At 70.2% G+C, this 20,432-nt stretch carries 10 protein-coding genes; 3 read left to right on the top strand and 7 right to left on the bottom strand.

Annotated features, from left to right (window positions below):
- The first annotated feature begins 66 nt into the window (after positions 1-66).
- Positions 67-1,065, top strand: a complete 999-nt coding sequence (locus KR546_RS08430; RefSeq protein ID WP_238444261.1) for a pirin family protein — start codon at positions 67-69, stop codon at positions 1,063-1,065.
- Here the strand turns inward: KR546_RS08430 and KR546_RS08425 are convergent.
- The 3 genes from KR546_RS08425 to KR546_RS08415 all read right to left on the bottom strand — a co-directional run bounded on the left by KR546_RS08425 (position 1,062) and on the right by KR546_RS08415 (position 3,063).
- A complete protein-coding gene (locus KR546_RS08425) occupies positions 1,062-1,532 on the bottom strand; it encodes a DUF3253 domain-containing protein (protein ID WP_238444260.1) in 471 nt (156 codons plus the stop codon). The genes KR546_RS08430 and KR546_RS08425 overlap by 4 nt on opposite strands.
- The gene (locus KR546_RS08420; protein ID WP_238444259.1) at positions 1,529-1,960 is read right to left on the bottom strand and encodes a thioesterase family protein; all 432 of its coding nucleotides are present in this window, start codon (positions 1,958-1,960) and stop codon (positions 1,529-1,531) included. Before KR546_RS08420 ends, KR546_RS08425 begins: the two co-directional genes overlap by 4 nt.
- A 62-nt stretch (positions 1,961-2,022) precedes the next feature.
- The gene (locus KR546_RS08415; protein WP_238444258.1) at positions 2,023-3,063 is read right to left on the bottom strand and encodes an LLM class F420-dependent oxidoreductase; all 1,041 of its coding nucleotides are present in this window, start codon (positions 3,061-3,063) and stop codon (positions 2,023-2,025) included.
- Between the two features lie 211 nt (positions 3,064-3,274).
- Here KR546_RS08415 and KR546_RS08410 point away from each other — a divergent pair, with 211 nt between their 5' ends.
- A complete protein-coding gene (locus KR546_RS08410; protein WP_238444257.1) occupies positions 3,275-3,856 on the top strand; it encodes an MOSC domain-containing protein in 582 nt (193 codons plus the stop codon).
- Positions 3,857-3,890: 34 nt separating this feature from the next.
- Here KR546_RS08410 and KR546_RS08405 read toward each other — a convergent pair whose 3' ends face one another.
- Both KR546_RS08405 and KR546_RS08400 read right to left on the bottom strand, forming a co-directional pair.
- Entirely contained in the window at positions 3,891-5,144 is a 1,254-nt protein-coding gene (locus KR546_RS08405; RefSeq protein WP_238444256.1) for a winged helix DNA-binding domain-containing protein, read from the bottom strand.
- Between the two features lie 46 nt (positions 5,145-5,190).
- The gene (locus KR546_RS08400; protein ID WP_238444255.1) at positions 5,191-5,646 is read right to left on the bottom strand and encodes a Fur family transcriptional regulator; all 456 of its coding nucleotides are present in this window, start codon (positions 5,644-5,646) and stop codon (positions 5,191-5,193) included.
- Positions 5,647-5,895: 249 nt separating this feature from the next.
- On the opposite strand from KR546_RS08400, the gene KR546_RS08395 reads away from it, so the two are divergent.
- A complete protein-coding gene (locus KR546_RS08395; protein ID WP_238444254.1) occupies positions 5,896-6,339 on the top strand; it encodes a hypothetical protein in 444 nt (147 codons plus the stop codon).
- 355 nt (positions 6,340-6,694) lie between these two features.
- Here the strand turns inward: KR546_RS08395 and KR546_RS08390 are convergent, their stop codons facing one another.
- Both KR546_RS08390 and KR546_RS08385 read right to left on the bottom strand, forming a co-directional pair.
- Entirely contained in the window at positions 6,695-15,100 is an 8,406-nt protein-coding gene (locus tag KR546_RS08390; RefSeq protein WP_238444253.1) for a DUF11 domain-containing protein, read from the bottom strand.
- 368 nt (positions 15,101-15,468) lie between these two features.
- Positions 15,469-20,169 carry a prealbumin-like fold domain-containing protein gene (locus KR546_RS08385; RefSeq protein ID WP_238444252.1) on the bottom strand — a complete coding sequence of 1,567 codons (4,701 nt, stop codon included), beginning with the start codon at positions 20,167-20,169 and terminating at the stop codon, positions 15,469-15,471.
- Positions 20,170-20,432 lie beyond the last annotated feature (263 nt).

Below are 20,432 nucleotides of genomic sequence, written 5' to 3'. Positions count from 1 at the left end.
ACGATCAACAGCTTTCTCCATGACGACGTCGCACCGACGCCGAGCAACCACCTCCGGAGGGATCCCATGCCCGCCATCACCGTCGACAACCTCCTCCAACTGCCCCGGGTCACCGCGCCCGACGACGCCGCGGCGCGTGCCGTCAAGTCGATCACCACGGCCCCCCGCGGGTTCGAGGGCGAGGGCTTCCCGGTCCGACGCGCCTTCCAGGGCGTCGACCTGGCCGACCTCGACCCGTTCATCCACCTGGACCAGATGGGTGAGGTGGAGTACGCGCCGGGCGAGCCCAAGGGCACGTCGTGGCACCCGCACCGCGGCTTCGAGACCGTGACCTACATCATCGACGGGACCTTCGAGCACCAGGACTCGACCGGTGGCGGCGGGGTCATCACCAACGGCGACACCCAGTGGATGACCGCGGGCTCCGGGCTGCTGCACATCGAGCGGCCGCCGGAGGACCTGGTGGTGTCCGGCGGGCTGTTCCACGGCTTCCAGCTGTGGGTCAACCTGCCGAAGGCCCACAAGATGATGGACCCGCGCTACCAGGACATCCGCGGTGGCGACGTGCGCCTGCTGACCTCCCACGACGGTGGTGCGCTCGTCCGGCTGATCGCCGGTGAGCTCGACGGGACCAAGGGCCCGGGCATCACCCACACGCCGATCACGATGGCGCACCTGACCATCGAGCCCGGCGCCGAGGTCCGCCTGCCCTGGAACCCGGCCTTCAATGCCCTTGCCTACGTGCTGGGTGGCAGTGGCACCGTCGGGGACTCGCGTGCCCCGATCCGTACCGGCCAGCTCGCGACCTTCCGTCGCGAGGGCGACGTGCTGGTCGTGACGGCCGACGAGGCCCAGGAGTCGCGCACGCCGCGCATGGACGTCCTGGTCCTGGGTGGCGAGCCGATCCAGGAGCCGATCGCCTGGCACGGACCGTTCGTGATGAACACCCGGGGCGAGCTGGTCAAGGCCTTCGAGGACTTCCAGGCCGGCCGGCTCGGCGTCATCCCCAACACGCCTCACCCGGGCCTGGGCGGCGACTCCCGCCAGGACGGTCGCACGAACTAGTTCCGCAGGGTGACGGCGTCCCGCGCCTCGTCCACCCAGACCACGTCGCCGCCGGCCACCAGGTCGGCGGCGACGTCGTGCACCGGGCCGGGTGGCTCGTGCCCGTCCCGCCCGTCGGGCAGCACCTGCGCTGCCGTCGACAGGCCCACCGGACCGCCGTCGGCCCGACGCGCCAGGGCCCGGAGCGTCGCCGCCACGCGCTCCCGACGCTGGTCGTCGTCCGCCTCCTCCCACCACGGATGGCCGCGCTCGCCCAGCGCGACCTTGGCGTCCTGGACGCGGTCCCGAGCGCGCCGCACGGCCACGTCGGTGTCGGCCGCACCGACGGCTCGACGCGCCGCCATGAGCTCGCCGACCAGGGCGCTGCGGAGCGCTTCGGGCAGGTCGGGGTCCGTGGCGCGCCAGCGCCGACCGTCGATCACCACGTGGTGGCCGTCCGGGGTTCGCTCCGGCCCGTCGTCGTTCACGCCAGCAGGACGCGCTGGTGGGACCCCGTGCCGACCAGGTCGTCGCCGACCCGGGCGTCACAGGTGAGGCCGACGGTGCGGCCGGCGACGGTGGCCACCTCGACACGGACCTCGACGGTGTCGCCGACGCGGGCCGGGCCCAGGTGGTGCAGCAGGATCCCGGAGCCGACGTGGGACGTGGTGTCCCCCGGTGCCGGCAGGGTGTCCCCGGAGACCAGCTCGAACCACAGCGCCAGGCGGGGACTGGCCAGCACGGCCATGCCAGCGTCGGGGTGGCCCATCGCGGCCGCGGTGTCGTCGGACGTGACGACGAAGGTGCGCGACGCCGTCGTGCCCACGGCCGGCATCCGTGCATCGGGCGCGGGCGCGGGTCCGGGGTCGTCGGGCACGCCGTGGCGGCGGGCGTGGTCGCGGGCGACGTCGAGCATGCTGGCGACCCGGGCGGCCGCGACACCGTCGATCGGCCGTCCCCGGCAGTCGTCGGGCGCGGTTACGCCACCCAGTCCTTGACCCGGGCGAGGTCACCGAGCGGGTCGGGGCCGGCCGGGATCACGTTGAGCACGGTGACGCCGGCTGCACGGAAGGCGTCGAGGCGGTCACGCACGAAGGCCTCGTCGCCGACGAGGTTCATCGCCGCGATGGTGTCGCCGTCGAAGGCCGCCGCGGCCTCGCGCTTCTTGCCGGACAGGTACAGGTCCTGCACCGTCGCGGCCTCGTCGTCGAACCCGTAGTCGACCCACAGGTCGTTGTAGAAGTTCTTGTCACGGGCACCCATGCCGCCCACATACAGCGCCGCCACCTTGCGGCCCTCCGCCAGGATGGCCTCGGCCTGCTCGGGTCGATCGGTGATGGCCAGCAGCCCGCCGGCCACGACCTCCAGGTCGCCCAGCTCGCCGCTGCGCCGCGACCGCCCGTCGGCCAGCGACTCGCCCCAGACACGCTCGGCCCGCTCGGGAAGGAACAGGTGCGGGATCCAGCCGTCGGCGATCTCGGCGGCGGTGGCCACCGACTTGCTGCCGAGCGACGCCATGTAGATCGGCACGGCCGGACGCTCGGGCGTGTTGATCATCTTGAGCGGCTTGCCCAGTCCCATGCCCTGGTCGGCCGGCAGCGGCAGGGTCACGGTGTCACCCTGGTACTCCAGCGTCCCACGTCGCAGCGCCAGGCGGACGACGTCGATCACCTCGCGGGTCCGGGTCAGCGGCTTGCGGTAGGGCACGCCGTGGAACCCCTCGATGACCTGGGGACCGGAGGCGCCGAGACCCAGGATCGCCCGTCCCCCACTGACGTTGTCGAGCCCCGCCGCGGTCTGGGCGATGGCGCCCGGGGTGCGCGAGAACACGTTGAGGATCGCCGACCCGATCTGCAGGTGCTCGGTCCGCGCGGCGAGGTAGCCCATCAGGGTCGGCGAGTCGAAGCCGTAGGCCTCCGCGACCCAGACGATGTCGAGCCCGGCCGACTCCTGCGCGACGACCTGTTCGGCGGTCTCGCGTGGGTTGCCGGCGTAGGACAGGAAATGGGCGAGCTGCACGTCGGGCTCCGTCCGTCGATCGGTTCCGCCCCACGATAGGCCGTCCGACTCCACGGCACGCGGCGTGACGCGCGTGTCTGCGCGCACCATCGTGTCGCCATCATCGTGTCGCCGTCATCGTGTCGTCGTCGCGCACGCCGGACCCGTCGCACTTGGCGTTGCCCGACGCATGGTGGCAGACTCGGCCACGCAACGACCGAGCGAGGATCGCATGTCCACCCTGACCGCCCCCGTCGACGAGGGCGTCGTCACCGACCACCTGTCCACGGCCGAGCTGGAGGCCGGGCTCGACCGGGTCGCGGCGTCGCCCTCCGGCACCGGCCGTGTCGAGATGGTCGTCGCCCGCCCGGGCGCCTTCGAACGCCGCGTGCTGGGCACGGGCAGCTTCACCGCCGAGGACGGCCTGGTCGGCGACGACTGGCGCCATCGTGGCGACGACCCCGACGTCGAGGCCCAGCTGACGTTGATGAACGCCCGGTTCCTCGACCTGGTCGCGAACGGCGAACGGACCCGCTGGCCGTGGGCCGGTGACCAGGTGGTCGTCGACCTCGACCTGTCGACCGACGAGCTGGTTCCCGGGGACCGCCTCAGGCTGGGCTCCGCCCTGGTCGAGGTGACCGCCAAGCCCCACACGGGCTGCATCAAGTTCGTGCGGCGCTTCGGGGCGGAGGCCCAGCGCATGGTCAGCAGCGAGCGTGGCAAGGCGATGCGGCTGCGGGGGATCTACGTCAAGGTCGTCGAGCGCGGCGAGGCGTCGCCGGGTGACACGATCCGGGTCGTCGACCGGGACTGACCACCGCAGGTGACACCTGCCGCCCGGGGCCGGATCAGGCGGACTGCAGCTCCACCTGCCACGGCGTGGGGAAGCGTGGCGTGAAGCGCAGGTCCCCGAGCCACTCGGCGACCGCCGCCGCCTGGACGGCCACCGCGGCCTCGTCGATCCCGTGGTCGTCGACCAGCCGCCACGCGATCTCGCCGTCGGCCCGCTGGGTCCAGGCACCGACGACCCGGCCGTCGGCCCAGACCGTCGGGCCGATGTTGCCGTTGCGGTCGAAGAACGCACTGGGGAAGCCGGTGCGGGTGCCGAGGCAGAACCCACGCTGCTTCCATCCCATGGGCGTGGCGTCGAGTGCCGGCAGCAGCGCGACGACCGGCGACTCCTCGGCGGTGGCGGGGTCCGGTGGCGCACCGTCGCCGGGGAGGACCAGGGCCTCGGTCGTCCCGCCGAGGCCGTCCTGCACCATCACGACGTCCGGTCCGATGGCCGCCAGCGCGGCCCGGGTCAGGGTCTTGGTCCACCCGGTCCACCACTGCACGTCGTCGAACGTCGCCGGCCCGAAGGCGGCGAGGTAGCGACGCGCGAGGGCCACGGCCGCGTCGGCCCGTTCCGGGTCGTCCGACTCATCCAGTCCGGGGGCGTCGTCGCCGAGCCAGTCCTCGGTGAGGGCCCACTCCCAGTTCGTGGAGGCGATCGACCCGCCCGGGCGCCCGCGGACGATCCGCCCCGTGGTGGCGAGCCAGAACAGGACGCGCGTGGACATGCCGACCTTGCCCTCCCACGGCTTGCCCCGTCCGAGCACGATCTGTTCGGCCAGTGCGGGGACGTGGGCCCGCAGGTCGAGCGCGGTCATCGGCCCGTGCTCGGCCAGCGTGGCCACGGTGTCGACCGCGGCCGCTCGGACCCATGCCTGGCCGTCCCGCGCGAGGTCCGCCTCCTCGATCCACTTCGCCGTCCGGCGCAGTTCGGCGGCGCCCAGCCGGTCGGTGACGGCTGCCTTCAGCATCGGCATGTCGACGGGATCGACGACGAACATGGTGCGACGCATCGCGAGCACCCGGACGACCGTCCGCGCGTCGTAGAGGGCGTGCTCGACGGCATCGGCGGCGACCCCGGGCACACGAGCACGGACCTGCAGGAACACCGCGACCGGATCGGTGCCGTGCAACCCGACCATGCTGCGGGACACCCGTGCGACGGTGGCCTCGGGTGCCTCAGAGCCGTCGGGGGCAGACGCCGTCGCGTCCAGGTGGTGACGGCGCACCAACCGGCGTCGGCGGTCGGCCACGGACCATGCCTCCACGGACGAACCTCCGGTCGAGTGGTGCGACGAGTCCGGGCCGGCGGCCTCAGGCCGCCCGGCAGTCCGGGCACCGCCCACGGAACGTGACCTCGACGCCGGCGACGTCGAACCCGTGGCGTGCGTCGGGTCCGAGGGTCGGGCGCGTCGGCAGGTGGACGTCCACGACCCTGCTGCAGTCCACGCAGACCAGGTGCTGGTGGTCGTCGGCCACGTTCGCGTCGTAGCGCCGGGGCCCGTCGTCCGGCGAGACCTCGGCGAGGGCCCCCAGTTCGACCAGGTCGTTGAGCGTGTTGTAGACGGTGGCGAGGCTGACGTCGGGCAGGGTGGCACGGGCCGCGGCAAGGACCTGCTCTGCCGTGAGGTGGACGTCGCGCCCGTCGCGTCGCCGCTGGTCGAACGCCTCGGCGATGACGCGCCGCTGCACGGTCATCCGCCAGCCGGCCGCGCGCAGGCGGTCCTCGACGGTGTCCGGCCCGTCGGTCGCGGCGGTGGTGGGAGGCATTGGCGCTCGGCGGTCGGGTCGCGGGTGCGGATCGTCGTGTTGCTGGATCGCGCTGGATCTCCACGGATCCGTCAGGATCGTAGCAATCAGGCGGTCCGCGCCCTCGCAGGGCCGCCGCTGCCACCCGGACCGACCACCCTCCCGCCGGCGGGGCTATCTTCGGACGAGGTCTCGACCGGACCGGGGGCGACGGGGGGATTCCGACGCCGTGGCGCGGTCGCCGATTCGTCACGTCCGAGGATGGTCATCGTGGATCCGGTTCCTGCTGCTCGCCCGGTGCGTCGCGGGCCGGTCCCACGTGGCCTCCTGGTCGGCATCGCGCTCGTCTCGCTCCTCGTCGGTCTGGGCGTCGGCTGGGTGGTGTTCCGCGACACCGGCGGGGACGGGCCGTCCCTGCAACAGGGCACCGGCGACGGCGCGGAGGCCGCGGCGGCGGACCTCGCCGCGATGTGTGCGGCGTTGGCCGTCCCGGGCGCCCTCGAGGTGGACGCAGTCGAGCAGACCGACGTCACCGTCGATCCGGCGATTTACCGTGCCTCGGCGATCTCGAACCTGGCGCTGGCCGCCGCACGCGAGGACCCCGAGCTCGACCCGGTCATCTCCGAGACGGGTGCCGACATGCGCGAGCACCTCGGCCGCCGCGACTACGCCGCGCTGGCCGACGACCTCGACGCCCTCGCCGAGACCTGCTGACGCGTGCCGCTCCGCGGCACGATGGAGTTGCTCGCTGCGCTCGCCCCGCCCGGTGGAACGTCGGCGACGTCCCGCCGGTCGAGTGTCGGATCGGTACCCGTCAGCGGGCACGAGCTCCCCAACCGATGTGGGAAGGGCCTGGCTCCGCGGTCGAGTGTCGGATCGGACCCCGTCAGCGGGCACGAGCTCCCCAACCGACGCGTGCCCGGTGGACGCTGAGCGCTTCGGACGACACCTGATGCGGGCACGTTGGAGTTGCTCGCTGCGCTCGCAACGTCCAGCGCTCCATCAGGGGCGGGCATGAGAACGGGCCGCCGGCGTGGTTCCGCCGGCGGCCCGTCAGGTGTGTTTCCGGTCAGCGCTTCCGGGTGGTGGAGCGTGCGGCGACGCGACCGAGGTCGCGCATCGCCAGGCCGGCGAGCAGGAGCAGGGCGGCCAGCATGGCCAGCCAGGTCAGCTCGAGGCCGGTCCGTGGCAGCTCCTTGGTGATCGTGGTCGTGACCGTGTCCCGGTTGTTGTCCGGGTCCGGGTCCGGCGTGCTCGACGTGACCTCGACGACGTTGGTGAACGTGTCGTCCAGGAACGGCGTCGTGATGCCGGACACCATGATCGTCACCACGTCGTCCGGGGCCATGTCGCCCAGGTCGCAGGTGATCACCAGGTCCGCCACGTCACACGTCCCGACGCTGGTCGTGACGTCGGTCACGTCCAGGCCCTCCGGGAGGGTGTCGGTGGCGACCGCGTCGACCGCGGTGCCCGGACCCAGGTTGGTCACGGTGATCGTGTAGTCCACCGGTGCCGCGGTCTGGCCCGGCTGGAGCACGATGTGCCCCGGTCCGGTCTTGGTGACCGCCAGGTCGGCCTGCGGCTCCTCGGGCTCGTCACACGCGTCGTCGGTGTTCGACCCGTTGTCGTAGGTGACCGTGGCCTCGTTGAGCAGCCCGGTGCCGTCCTCGCCCTCGTCCAGCACGCAGTCGCGGCTGGTCGAGGTCGACGTGACACCGACCGTGCCGGACACCTCCACCGTGTAGGTGTGGGTGTCGCCGGCCGGCAGGGACTGGGTCCCGTCGGTGACTTCCAGGACGGTCTCGCCGTCCCAGTCGCCGTTGACCGTGCCGTCGGTCGAGGTGACCGTGGCCGCGTCGACCGTGATCCCGTCGCCGAACAGCAGCTCGTCGGTGACGGTGTAGGGCTCGGCGACCGCCGAGTCACCCGTGACCACCAGGTCGTAGGTGACGGTGAAGCTGGCGTCGCCCGGCTCGACCAGGCTGGTCACGGTCTTGTCGATGACCAGGTCGCCGCGCCCACTGTTGGTGTAGGTGCAGGTGACCGTGTCGCCGGCCTCGACCGTGATCGTGGCCTGGGTTCCGTCCACGAACTGCTCGGGCGAGCAGGTCACGTCGGTGAGCACCCAGCCGTCGGGCACCAGCTCGTCGAGCAGGTAGTCGCCCGGAGCCAGGCCACCGAACACCTCCGGGGCGTCGGCGTCGGCGAGCACGAAGTCGGTCGCGTCACCGTCGAGCGGTCCGAACTGGAAGTCGAACGCGGTCGGGTCGTCGGCCGGGTCGGTCACCTTGTCCACGACCACGGTCGCGGTCTCGGTGTTGCCGAAGGTGCAGGTCACGATCTCGCCCGGGTCGAGGTTGATCGTGCCGACCAGCCCGTCCACGCTGCTGTCGTCGCCCTCGACGTCACCGATGCACGAGATCGCCTCGGCGATGTAGTCCGGGTACGGATCGACCTCCGAGACGGTGTATTCGCCGGGGTCGACGTCGACGAAGGTCTCGCTGCCCGTGCCACCCATCGTGGTCACCGGGAAGGTCACCTCGGAACCGTCCGGGGTCCAGTCGCCCGTGAACTCGAACGTGCCGTCGGCACCCTCGACGTTCTTGACGATGACGATCGTGCCCTTGGCCGTGTTGGTGATGCCACAGGCGATCTCGTCACCGACCTCGACGGTGAACCCGCCGACCGGGTCCACCATCTCCATCGAGCCGTCGACGCGTGCGACCGTGCACGTCAGGTCATCGGCGATCCAGGACGAACCCGGGTCCAGCTCGCTGATCGTGTAGGTCTCGCCCGGCAGCAGGTCGCCGATCGTGACCTCGCCGGTCCCGTCCACGGTGGTCACCTCGTACTCGACGGGGTCACCACCGTCCGGCGTGATCGCGAAGGTGAACGACCCGTCGCCGCCGAGGGTGGTCTTGGTGATGGTCACCTGGCCCGGCTGGGCCGTGTTGGTGACCGTGCAGGTCACGTCGGTGAACTCCTGGACCAGGCCCAACGGCGCCACGAACGTCACCGACGTCGGGTCGTCGTCGAGGTCGTCGAGGCCCGTGCAGGCGAACTCGCCGATGTCGAACCCGTCGACCTCTGCCTCCGTGATGGTGTACGTCTCGCCCGGAACCAGGTTCTCCCAGACCACGAACTCGGTCGTGTTGCCGACGCCGGAGGCGGTCTGGGTGGCGTCCTCGTCGACCGTCTCCGGGTCGATCGTGAAGTCGAACGACCATGCGTAGTCGTCGGCCACGCCCTCGACGGACTTGTAGACGGCGACCGAGGACGGCTCGGCCACGTTGGTGATGGAGCAGTCGATCTCGAGCCCGTCGCCACCGAGCGGCGCCTCGAACTGGACCGACGCGTCGTCGGCCCCGTCCAGGTCGGTGACCCCGTCGCAGACCAGGACGCCTGCGTCGTAGCCATCCTCCGTGGTCTCGGTGATCGTGTAGATCTCGCCCGGGACCAGGTCGGTCCACCCGACGGTGGCCTCACCGGCACCGGAACCCGAGGCCGGCAGGGTGGCGTCCTGGCCGGTCGGCACCGGGCTGATCGTGAAGTCGAACGACCAGGCGAGGTCACCGGTGATGCCCTCGACGGTCTTGGTGACCTCGACCTCCGACGGCACCGCGGTGTTGGTGACCGTGCAGGTCACGTCGGTGAACTCCTGGGCCGTGCCCAGCGGGGCCACGAACGTGACCGACGTCGGGTCGTCGTCGAGGTCGTCCAGGCCGGTGCAGGCGAACTCGCCGATGTCGAAGCCCTCGACCTCGCTCTCGGTGATGGTGTACGTCTCGCCCGGGACGAGGTTCTCCCACAGGACGAACTCGGTCGTGTTGCCGGTGCCAGACGCGGTCTGCGTGGCAGGCTCACCGTCGGTGGCCGGGTCGATCGTGAAGTCGAACGACCACGTGAAGTCGTCGGCCACGCCCTCCACGGTCTTGTAGACCGCGACCGACGACGGCTGCGCCTCGTTGGTGATGGTGCAGTCGATCTGCTGGCCGGGCTCGGTGATCCGGACCTGGTAGCCCTCGGTGTCGGGCTCCGCGTCCGGACCACAGTCGAACACGGTCTGTTCCCACCCGGCCGGCAGGTCCGGCTCGAGGATGGTGTAGGTCTGGTTGAGCGTCAGCGGCTCGAAGGTCACCGTGTCGCTCGAGTTGCCGGTCCCCGAGACGGTCTGTGGCGAGGTGACACCGGCATCGACCGGGTCGATCGCGATGTCGAACGACCACGCGTAGGTGTCCGCGACACCCTCGACGTTCTTGGTGACCACGACCGAGCCCGGCGCGGCCTCGTTGACGAACGTGCACGTCACGTTCTGGCCCGGCTCCGGGTCGATCGCGTCCGGCGAATCGCCGTTGTCGCAGGTCGCGCTCGACAGCGTCCACCCCTCCACGGGGGTCTCCTCGACGCTGTAGGTGTCGTCGGCCGGGAGGAGGTCGGACGTGAACGAGTTGGTGGTGTCCGTGCCGTCGTCGACCAGGTCGAACGTGTCCGGCAACGGGTCACCCGACGTCGTGAACGTGAACGCCTGGTCGTCGTCCGGCACGGCGTCCTTGATCACCGTGATGGTCGAACGCTGGGTGTTGGTGTAGGTGCAGGTGACGGTCTCGCCGACGTCGAGGTCGATCGAGCCGGTCAGCCCGTCCACGCTGGACCCGCCGTCCGGGTCGACGCACACCAGGTCGGTGCCGTCGTACTCCGGGGTCGGGTCGAGCTCGGTGACGGTGTAGGGCTCGCCGTCCGGTGGCACCAGGACACCGGTCCAGGTCGCGCTGCCGGTCTCGTCCACGGTGGTGATCGAGAAGTCGCCGACCAGCGAAGCGTCGTCGTCGTCGGGGTCGGGCCAGTCACCGGTGAAGTCGAAGGTGCCGTCTGCGCCCTCGACGTTCTTGACGATGACGATGTTGCCGCGGCCCGCCTCGTTGGTGAACGTGCAGGTGATGTCCTCGGTGGCGTCCGACGGGACCGTCAACTCCCCGTCGAGCTCACCCGCGTCGTAGGCCAGGTCACCGTCGGTGCACGCCAGCGAGGTGGCGTACACGGCGTCGTTGTCGCCGAGGACCTCCTCGAGCGCGACCGTCTCGCCGGACAGGACCTCCAGCGTCACGACCGGCGAGTCGAGCTCGCTGCCGGCGGCGCCGCTGGCGGTCGACGTGTCGGTGGCGTCGTCGACGGCACCCGTGCCGGTCAACGTCGCCTCGTCACCGGCCGCCGCGTCGATCCACTCCTTGTCGAGCACCAGGTCGACCCGGGTGCGGGTGTTGGTGAACGTGCAGGTGACCTCGCTTGGGTCGAACGGCATGGTGTACTCGCCGGTCGTACCCGTGGTCGGCTCGGGTTCGAGCCCGGCCGCGTCACACGACAACGTGCTGTCGTAGGAGCCGGTGTTGCCCGCCCCGAGGACCTCGTCGAGGGTCACGGTCTCGCCCGACAGCACCTCGGCGGTCACCGTGGTGCCGTCGTTGGAGGTGCCGATGGTCCCGTCGGCCGTGGCGGTCGCGCCGTCCGCCGGGTCCGAACCCAGCGTGGCGGTGATGTCCAGGTCGGCGGTGTCGCCGTCGGCACCGTCGACCCAGTCCTTGTCCAGCGTCAACTCGGCCGACGTGCGGGTGTTGACGAACGTGCAGGTCACGTCGACCGGGTCCGACGGCACGCCGTAGCTGCCACTGATGTCCCCGGACGTGTAGGTCAGAATGTCCTCGGTGCAGGACAGCTCGGCGGTGTAGGAGCCGGTGTTCCCGCCGGCGTAGGCCTCGGACAGGGTGACCGCCTCACCGGCCCAGATCGTGAGCACGGCGTCGGAGTCGGTGTCCGGGGCCGTCGACGAACCCAGCGCGTCGACGCTGTTGCCGCTGTCACCACTGGCGGTCAGCGACACCATGTCGCCGTCGGCGCCGTTCACCCAGTCCTTGGTGAGGGTGAGCTCGGCCGACTTGCGGGTGTTGGTGAACGTGCAGGTCACGGTCAGGTCGGCCGTGCCGATGGTGAACTCGCCACTCGTTCCGGTGTTGGGTTCGGGGGCGATGTCGTTGTCGCACGCCAGTTCGCTGTCGTAGTTGGCAAGGTCGGTGCCGGTCCCGGCTGCCTCCGACACGGTCACCGGGTCGCCGACGAACACCTCGACGGGGTCGGAGGCATCGCCGTCGCCGGCGTCGTCCACCTCGACGTTGCCGTTGATCGACAGGTCGAACAGGCCCGAGTCGGTGTCGGGTGCCACGTCCTTGGCGACGATGACCTGGGCGGTCTCACGAACGTTGGAGAACTGGCAGGAGATGCCGGCGTCCGGGGTCGCGGTGATCTCGAGCGTCCCGGACAGGGCGTCGGCCGTGTAGCCGAGCGTCCCCGAGTCACAGGTCAGCAGGGTCGAGTACCAGTCCGGGTTGCCGGGGGCGAACGCCTCCGCGAGGTCGACGACCTCACCGGAGTACACGGTCAGCGTGGCCGGCTCGTCGGTCGAACCGTCACCGGCGACCGTGCCCGTGCCCTCACCGGCCTCGCCGGTGATCGCCAGGTCGACGCTGTCACCGTCCGCCGGGTTCGTCCAGGACTTGTCCAGGGTGAGGGTCGTCGAGGTGCGGGTGTTGGTGAAGGTGCAGGTGACGTTCTCGGGGACCATCGGGACCTCGTAGGTCCCGTCCAGCTCGCCCTCGACGTAGTTCAGGCCGTCCTCGTCGGTGCACTCCAGCGTCGTCGTGTACGTCCCGGTGTTGTCGCCGAGCACCTCGCTGAGGTCGACGACCTCGCCCGAGAGCACGTCGATGGTGACCGACGCGCCGTCTGGCGCGGTGGACGTCGTGGTCCCGCTGTCGGAACCGTCCGCGGTGATCTCCGCCGTGTCACCGCCGAAGCCGTCGACCCATTCCTTCTCCAGGGTCAGCTCGGCGCGCAGGCGCTCGTTGACGAACGTGCAGGTGACGTCGACCGGGTCGTCGTCGGGGACGGTGAACGTGCCGGACAGGTCGCCCTCGGTGTAGTCGAGCGTGCCGGCGTCGCCCGGGTCGCACCCGAGCAGGGCCTCGTAGTCGGCCACGTTGTCCCCGAAGGCCTCCTCGAGCGTCACGACTTCGCCCGGGTACACGGTCAGCACGGCGTCGTTGGTCGCGCCACCGACGGTGGAGTCCCCTTCGGCGGGACCGGCGGTCTGCGGGTCGTCGCCGGTCGCGGTCAGCTCGACGGTGTCGTCCGGCACGGCGTCGGGACCCCATTGCTTCGTCAGCGTGAGGTTGGCGGTCTCGCGCTCGTTGGTGAAGGTGCAGGTGACCGTGTCGCCCGCGGTGATCTCGATGTCGGACAGGCCGGCGACGGCGTCGCCGTCGGTGAACGTGCCCGACCCGTTGTCACACGTCGCGCCGGTCGCGTCCCAGCCGGCCGGGACCGTCTCGTCGACGGTGTAGTCGGTGTCCGGGGCGAGATCGGCCATCAGCTCGTCGCCGTCGTCCGTGGCGCCGTTGAAGGTCGTGATGGTGCCCGAGACCGCACCGCTGAACTCGAAGGTGTCGTCGGCGAAATCGGTTTCCTTGACCACGATCAGGCGACCGGCCTGGACGTTGGTGAACGTGCAGTCGACGATGTCGCCAGCGGCGAGGTCGACCACCGCGTTGGCGTCGTCGACGGACGTGGTGAAGGTCGAGTCGCCGGTGCCGGTGGTCGTGATCTCGCAGGCCACGTCGCCCAGGGTGTAGTCGGGGTCCTGCGTCAGGTTGGCCTCGTCGAGCAGTTCGACGATCGTGTACTCACCCGGCGCGAGGTCGTCGGAGTTGTTGGCAGGGCCATCGATGGTGAGCGAGAAGTCCTCGCTGCCGTCAGGGTCGACCGTGTTGTCGTCGTAGTTGGTGTCGAAGCCGAACGGTCCCCCATCGGCTGGCTGACCCTCCTTCGCCACGTTGATCTGGCCCTGCTGGTTGTTCGTGAAGGTGCAGGTGATGACCTCACCACCGACGGTCGTGACCTCGACGGTCTCGCCGACGTCGAACAGGACCGGCTCGGCGCCCTCGGCGTCGCTGAGGCACTCGGCGCCCTGGTAGACCCAGCCGGGCTCGGTGTCGGGCAGTGCGGTCTCCTCGATGGTGACGTCCGTGCCCGGGTCGTAGGCGATCACGCCCGTGTCGCCATTCAGCGGCACGACGTAGTTGCCCTCGGGCGAGGGCGAGGCGCTGAAGGTGAACTCGCTGCCTTCGGCGCCCTCACCGGCCTTGGCGATCACCAGGCCGGACGTCTCGTTCGTGATGACACACGACGTCTTGACGCCGTTGTCGACCGTCGGGGGCGGGATCTGGAACGTCTGCTCGATCGTGTTCGCATCGTCCGGACCGGTCGTGACGACCTCGGTACGCGTCGTCTCCAGGAACGGGTCGTACCAGGTGCAGGTGATGTCCACCAGGTCCCAGCCGTCGGGGACGGCCTCCTGGAGCTGGTAGTCGGGCTCGGCGATGACGTTCTGCCACAGGTGGGACTCCCCGACCTCGATGTTCGCCGCGATGCCGTTCGGCCCCCCGTCCAGGTCAGTGACGCCATCCGGCGGGTCGAGCGTGCCGTCGTGGACCGTCTCGCCGTCCGCCTGGTCCAGCTCGTAGAGGAACTCGACGCCTGGCGCGTCGACGTTCGCCTCCTTGCTGATGGTGATCTCGGTGCAGTTGGTGACGGCCTGGTCACCCGGGAAGGCCGCGCGGTCCTTCAACTGCGAGTTGAGGCTGTTCGAGTTGTTCGTGGCGAAGCCGGTGGCCACGAAGGTGATGCACTGCTCGACACCGCCGACGACCGGCGGGAAGATCTCGTTGGCCGTCAGGTCGATGGCGAACTCGACGAAGGTCTCGGGGTTCGCGCCCGGGACGAAGGGGTTCGGTCCGACGCCCTCCTGGACACCGGCCGACAGCGTCGACGAGGCCCAGTCCGAGCCGTCCCAGCGCAACTCGGTCGGCTGGCTCGACCCGGACGGGTCGAAGTCGTACTCCAGGATGATGTCGCCGACCGCCTGGCCCGGTCGGTCGAGGAGGAAGAACAGCGACTGGTCACCAGTGGCGTCCGCAGCCCGGGCGGCGTAGCCGTACAGCACGTAGTGGTACTCGCCATCCACGTCGACGATCTCGTAGGCCGCGCCGAACTCACAGATGTCGGTCTTGCGAGGCATGCTCTCGGTCTCGACGGTCCACGGGAAGGGCTGGCCCTCGAGCGCCCCCGCCCAGCCGTCCTCGGTCCCGACCTCGCAGGCGTCGACCGCCTCGGTGAACCCGATCGTCCCCGTCGACGGACGATTCTGCGGCGTCGTGTACGGGCCGTAGCCGCCCCCAGCCCAGTCATTGGCGCCCGCGATGTTGCCGTCGATCTCGAACTTGGTGAACTCGCCCGGGGCGGTGTGGCCTGGCAGGGCCGCCTCCGCCCATGTGGTGTAGGCGACGGCAGGGATCACGAGTCCCACGAGCAACGCGAGCCACAGGACGAGGCGGCGTCGGAACGGGCTGATCTCCGCGGTGGTCTTCATGTGTTCCCCTCCGGCCGGCGACCCGGCGCAACAACAAGCACGCATGGACCACCCGCGTGAAACACGCTGTGCCGTGGGCACGAGAGGCGCGACCGCCCCGTCGAGTCGGCCACGACCCGGTAGTCCGACACGAACTTAGCCGTCGTCCTCGCCCTCGCAACCAGCCACGAACACCCAGACGTCACGAGAGGTGGTCAATGGCGGTGTCCAGACGCCGGGGTTCCTTCCTGCGGCGATTTCGGCGACCTGGTGGGCTCGCAGGTCGCGTTCGCTGTGCGCACGCCGACCCGTCCCGCACGTGCGCACAGACGACGCGGGCCGTCGACCCCGATCGGATCGACGGCCCGCGGCCGGTTCAGTGCGTCAGGTCACGAGACCTCGCGGCGACGGTCGCGGCGACCGACGCCCACCAGGGCAGCGCCGGCCAGGAGCAGCACGCTCGCGGCCGCGACCAGCCACGGCAGGTCCACCCCGGTGTGGGGCAGGATCGGCGGAGGCGGCGGCGGAGGAGGCGGTGGCGGAGGCGGCGGCGGCGGCGGCGGCGGGGGCAACGTGTTGGTGATCGCGCAGCTGATCGCGTCACCCGGCAGGACCGTGAAGGCCATCGCCGGATCGACGTCCTCGGTCGACGCGTCCACGTGGGTCACGGTGCAGGTCAGGTCGCCTGCGATCCAGCCTCCACCGGGCTCGACCTCGGACAGCGTCCAGGTCGTGCCCGGGACGATGTCGCTGACGACGACGCTCCCGGTGCCGCCGGACGTGGTCACGTCCAGGTTGACCGGGTCGCCGCCCTCGGGCGTCAACGCGAAGGTGAAGCTGCCGTCACCACCGACGGTCGACTTGACGATCTCCAGCATGCCGGGTGCGGCGGTGTTGGTGATCGAACAGGTCACCTCGGGTGCCTGCTCGTCGACGTCCAGGGGTGCCACGAAGGTCACCGTGGTCGGGTCCTCGTCGAGGTCGTCCAGACCCTCGCAGACGAACTCGCTGGCGGTGAAGCCGTCGATCGTGGTCTCGGCGATGGTGTAGGTCTCGCCGGGGACGAGGTTGTCCCAGCCGACCGTGGCGTCACCGTCACCGGTGCCGCTGGCGGTCTGCGTGGCGTCCTCGTCGTCCGTGGCCGGGGCGATGGTGAAGTCGAACGACCAGTCCCAGTCGTCGGCGATGCCGACGACCGTCTTGGTCACCTCGACCTGCGACGGACGCGCGGTGTTGGTGATCGAGCAGGTGATCTCGACCCCCTCACCACCGAGCGGCGCGACGAACGTCACGGACGCGTCGTCCGCGCCGTCGGTGTCGTCGACACCCTCACACACCAGCGTGGGCGCCTCGAACCCGGCCTGCGTCGTCTCCGAGATGGTGTAGGACTCGCCCGGAACCAGGTCGGTCCAGCCGACGGTCGCGGACGAGTCGCCCGTCCCCGCGGCCGCCAGCGTGGCGTCCTGCTCACCCGGCACCGGGTCGATCGTGAAGTCGAACGACCACATCCAGTCGTCCGCGACACCCTCGACCGTCTTGGTCACGTCCACCTCGGACGGGATCGCCGTGTTGGTGATCCCACAGGTGATCTCCGGACCCTCGGCATCGAGGTCCAGCGGGGCCTCGAAGGTCACCGAGACGCCGTCGCTCTCGCCGAAGTCGCCCTCGCCGAGCTGGCAGGTCAGGTCGCCGGCGTCGTAGCCGCCGACCGTCGTCTCGGTGATCGTGTAGGTCTCACCCGGGACGAGCGCGTTCCAACCCACGACCGACGTGCCCTCACCGGTGCCGGAGGCGGTCTGTGTGGCGTCCTCCCCGTCGGTCTCCGGGCTGATCGTGAACTCGAACTCCCAGTCCAGCGACTCGTCGATCCCGACGACCTCCTTGGTCACCGTCACCTGGGACGGCCGCGCGACGTTCGTCACGTCGCACACGACGTCGTCCCCAGGCTGGACCAGGTACGGAAGGCTGATCTGTCCGAACGTGTCGTCGGCGCGGAACACAGAGCACTCGATGGCACCCGCGTCATAGCCGGCCGGGACGTCGACCTCCTCGAGCAGGTAGCTCACGCCCGGCACGAGGTCCACGAACTGCGCCGCAGGATTGTCGCTGTCGACCGTCATCTCGCTCGGCTCGGACCCGTCGTCGGGGGTCAGGCGGAAGGTGAAGGGTCCCCAGGCGAAGTCGTCGGCCACCCCAGAGACGATCTTGATGATCGACAGCTGACCGGCCTGGGCCTCGTTGACCAGGGTGCAGTTGATCTCGACCCCCTCACCGCCCAGGGGGGCGACGAAGGTGACGGATGCATCTGCCTCACCATCGAGATCCTCGACGTCGCACTCCAGCACCTGGGCCTCGTATCCGGCCTGCTCGACCTCGGTGATGGTGTACTGCTCGCCCGGGACCAGGTTCCCCCAGGCCACGCTGTCCGAGGTGTTGCCCGACCCGGATGCCGACTGCGGCGATGTCTCGCCGTCCGGGGTCGGCGTGATGGTGAAGTCGAACGACCACGCGAAGTCGTCCGCCACGCCGTCGACGGTCTTGGTGACCTCGACGTCGGCCGGGATCGCGGTGTTGGTGATCTCACAGGTCACCTCGACACCCTCGCCGCCCAGCGGCGCGACGAAGGTCACCGACGCGCCATCGGTCTCGCCGAAGGCCTCGCCGTCGAACTCGCACTCGAGGTCGCCGGCCTCGAAGCCGTCGACCGTGGCCTCGGTGATCGTGTACTCCTCGCCGGGCACCAGGTCGGTCCAGCCGACCGTGGCCGAACCGTCACCCGTCCCCGACGCCGTCTGCGCACCGGCAGGCGTCGCGTCCGGGGTGATCGTGAACTCGAAGTCCCACTCGAAGGAGTCAGCGACACCCGCGACCGTCTTGGTCACCTCGACCTCCGACGAGATGGGCGTGTTGGTGATCGAACAGACGATCTCCACGCCGTCACCACCCAACGGGGCGATGAAGGTCACCGACGCGTCGTCGACACCGTCGGTGTCCACACTGCCCTCGGCATCCTCACACACCAACGTCCCCGCCTCGAAGCCCTCGACCGCGGTCTCGGCGATCGTGTACTCCTCGCCGGGCACCAGGTCGGTCCACGTCACCGTGGCCGAACCGTCACCCGTCCCCGACGCCGTCTGCGGACCCGCGGGGGTCGCGTCCGGGGTGATCGTGAACTCGAAGTCCCACTCGAAGGAGTCGGCGACACCCGCGACCGTCTTGGTCACCTCGACCTCCGACGGGATCGCGGTGTTGGTGATCGAACAGACGATCTCGACACCTTCGCCACCCAACGGGGCGATGAAGGTCACCGACGCGTCGTCGACACCGTCGGTGTCCACACTGCCCTCGGCATCCTCACACACCAACGTCCCCGCCTCGAAGCCCTCGACCGCGGTCTCGGCGATCGTGTACTCCTCGCCGGGCACCAGGTCGGTCCACGTCACCGTGGCCGAACCGTCACCCGTCCCCGACGCCGTCTGCGCACCGGCCGGCGTCGCGTCCGGCGTGATCGTGAACTCGAAGTCCCACTCGAAGGAGTCGTCGACACCCGCGACCGTCTTGGTCACCTCCACCTCGGACGGGATCGCCGTGTTGGTGATCTCGCACTCGATCTCGATGGTGGTGTTGTCACCGTCGCCCGACGGCGCGGTGAACGTCACCGAGGTGCCGTCCGTGTCACCGAACGGTTCCCCGTTGAACGTGCACTCGAGGTCGCCGGCGATGTAGCCCTCCACCGGAGTCTCGGTGAGCGTGTACTCGTCACCCGGGCTCAGCTCGTCGAACACGATCGAGGGGCTGTCGCTGTCGAGCGAGAAGCCCTCGGTCCCGTCGGGACCCTCGAGCTCGAACTGGAACGGACCCCAGTCACCCGCCACGCCCTCGACGTTCTTGGTGACCTCGAGTGCCGTGCAGGTGTTCTCGATCTCGAACAGCGTCTGGGCGTAGTCCTTCATGGCCGAGTTCAGCTGGTCGGCCTGGCGCGACCGGATGTTGAGCTGGGCGAAGTCGGCAGCCGGCGGGCAGCCGGGGGCGATGTCGAGCAGCCCGGTGATGTTCAGGGCGATCTCCACGAACTGCTTGCCAGTGCTGACGCCGGAGAAGAACGTGCTCGCGTCGATGTCGGCCGACGCGTCAACCCACGAGTCGCCGTCCCAGCGGTCGACCTGCTCCAGGAAGAGCTCGTCGTTGCCACCCTGCGTGAAGTTGAAGCGCAGGTCCCCGACCGAGCGGTTCGGGACGCTCGCGCCGGAGGGGGCGATGACGTTCGGCAACTGGTTGAGCTCGACGGTGTAGCCGATGCTGCCCGTGACCGGACCGCGGGTGAACCCGAGGTAGCCCCAGAGTTGGCCGTCGATGGTCGTGCCCCAGGCATAGACCTGGTCGATGTCGGCCTGGCCGGACGCGGTCGCATTCGAGGTTCCCCAGGTCAGGGGATCGTCGTTCTCCGACGCGCCGTTGCCGTACTGGGTGGCGTCGTCGAGCCCGTCGATGAAGACCGGCTGGTCACCCACCACGGCGCTGTCCCAGTCGGTGTTCGTGTCGCCGGGGTCGTCTGGGTCGATGCCGCAGTTGCCGTCGATGGAGAAACCAGCCGCGAGCCCGGAGCCGGTACCACCGGTCAGGGGGCAGTTGGCCTCGGGGGTCAGGGTCAGCAGGGACGCGACGGCCTCCTCGACCGCCTCCTCTTCGATTCCGACGGCCTCGGCGGCCTCGTCCTCCGACGACGTCTGGTCCGACGAGGATTCACCCTCCTCGGCAGACTCTTCTTCCGCCGCAGCCTCGTCCTCAGCGGCCGACTCGTCCTTGGCCGACTCTTCTTCGGCGGCCTTCTCCTCGGCCGGAGCCTTCTCCTCGGCGGGGGCGGACTCGACCTCCTCCACCGGCTCCTCGGCGGGCGCGGCCGACCGAGCGGCGGACGCCGCCTCCTCGGCAGCCTCCTCCTCGGCGGCGGCCTCCTCGGCGGTCGCGGCCTCGTCCGCGTTGGCGGCGAGGCTGAACGCGAGCCCCGGGGCCACGATGACCAGCAGGGCCGCGGCCAGGATGATCCACAGGCGCGTGCTGGTCGAAATCGATGCAGTTTGAGACGTCATCAGAGTTTCCCCCTCGTGCGGACGCGAGCGTCCGGTGTGGCGTGCCCCTACAGCCGACCGATCGTCCCGTCACGACGACGGGCTCGATCGAACTTCTGCGACTGTAGTCGGTGTCGTTCCATGTGCCGTCACCGCCGGTGGGGGGCCACGACGTTGTGCGCGACCAGCGCACGCAAACGTCCTCGGCCGGGGGCGTGATTCACATCCCGGACCGTGCCTCGCCGACGGGGATAGGCTTGATCGCCATGCTGGACAGCGGTCCA

The organism is Salsipaludibacter albus (genome assembly GCF_019798055.1).
In the GTDB taxonomy this organism is placed as follows: Bacteria; Actinomycetota; Nitriliruptoria; order Nitriliruptorales; family Nitriliruptoraceae; genus Salsipaludibacter; species Salsipaludibacter albus.
Note: the sequence above shows the minus strand (reverse complement) of the source record. Positions and strands in the feature narration are given on the sequence as shown.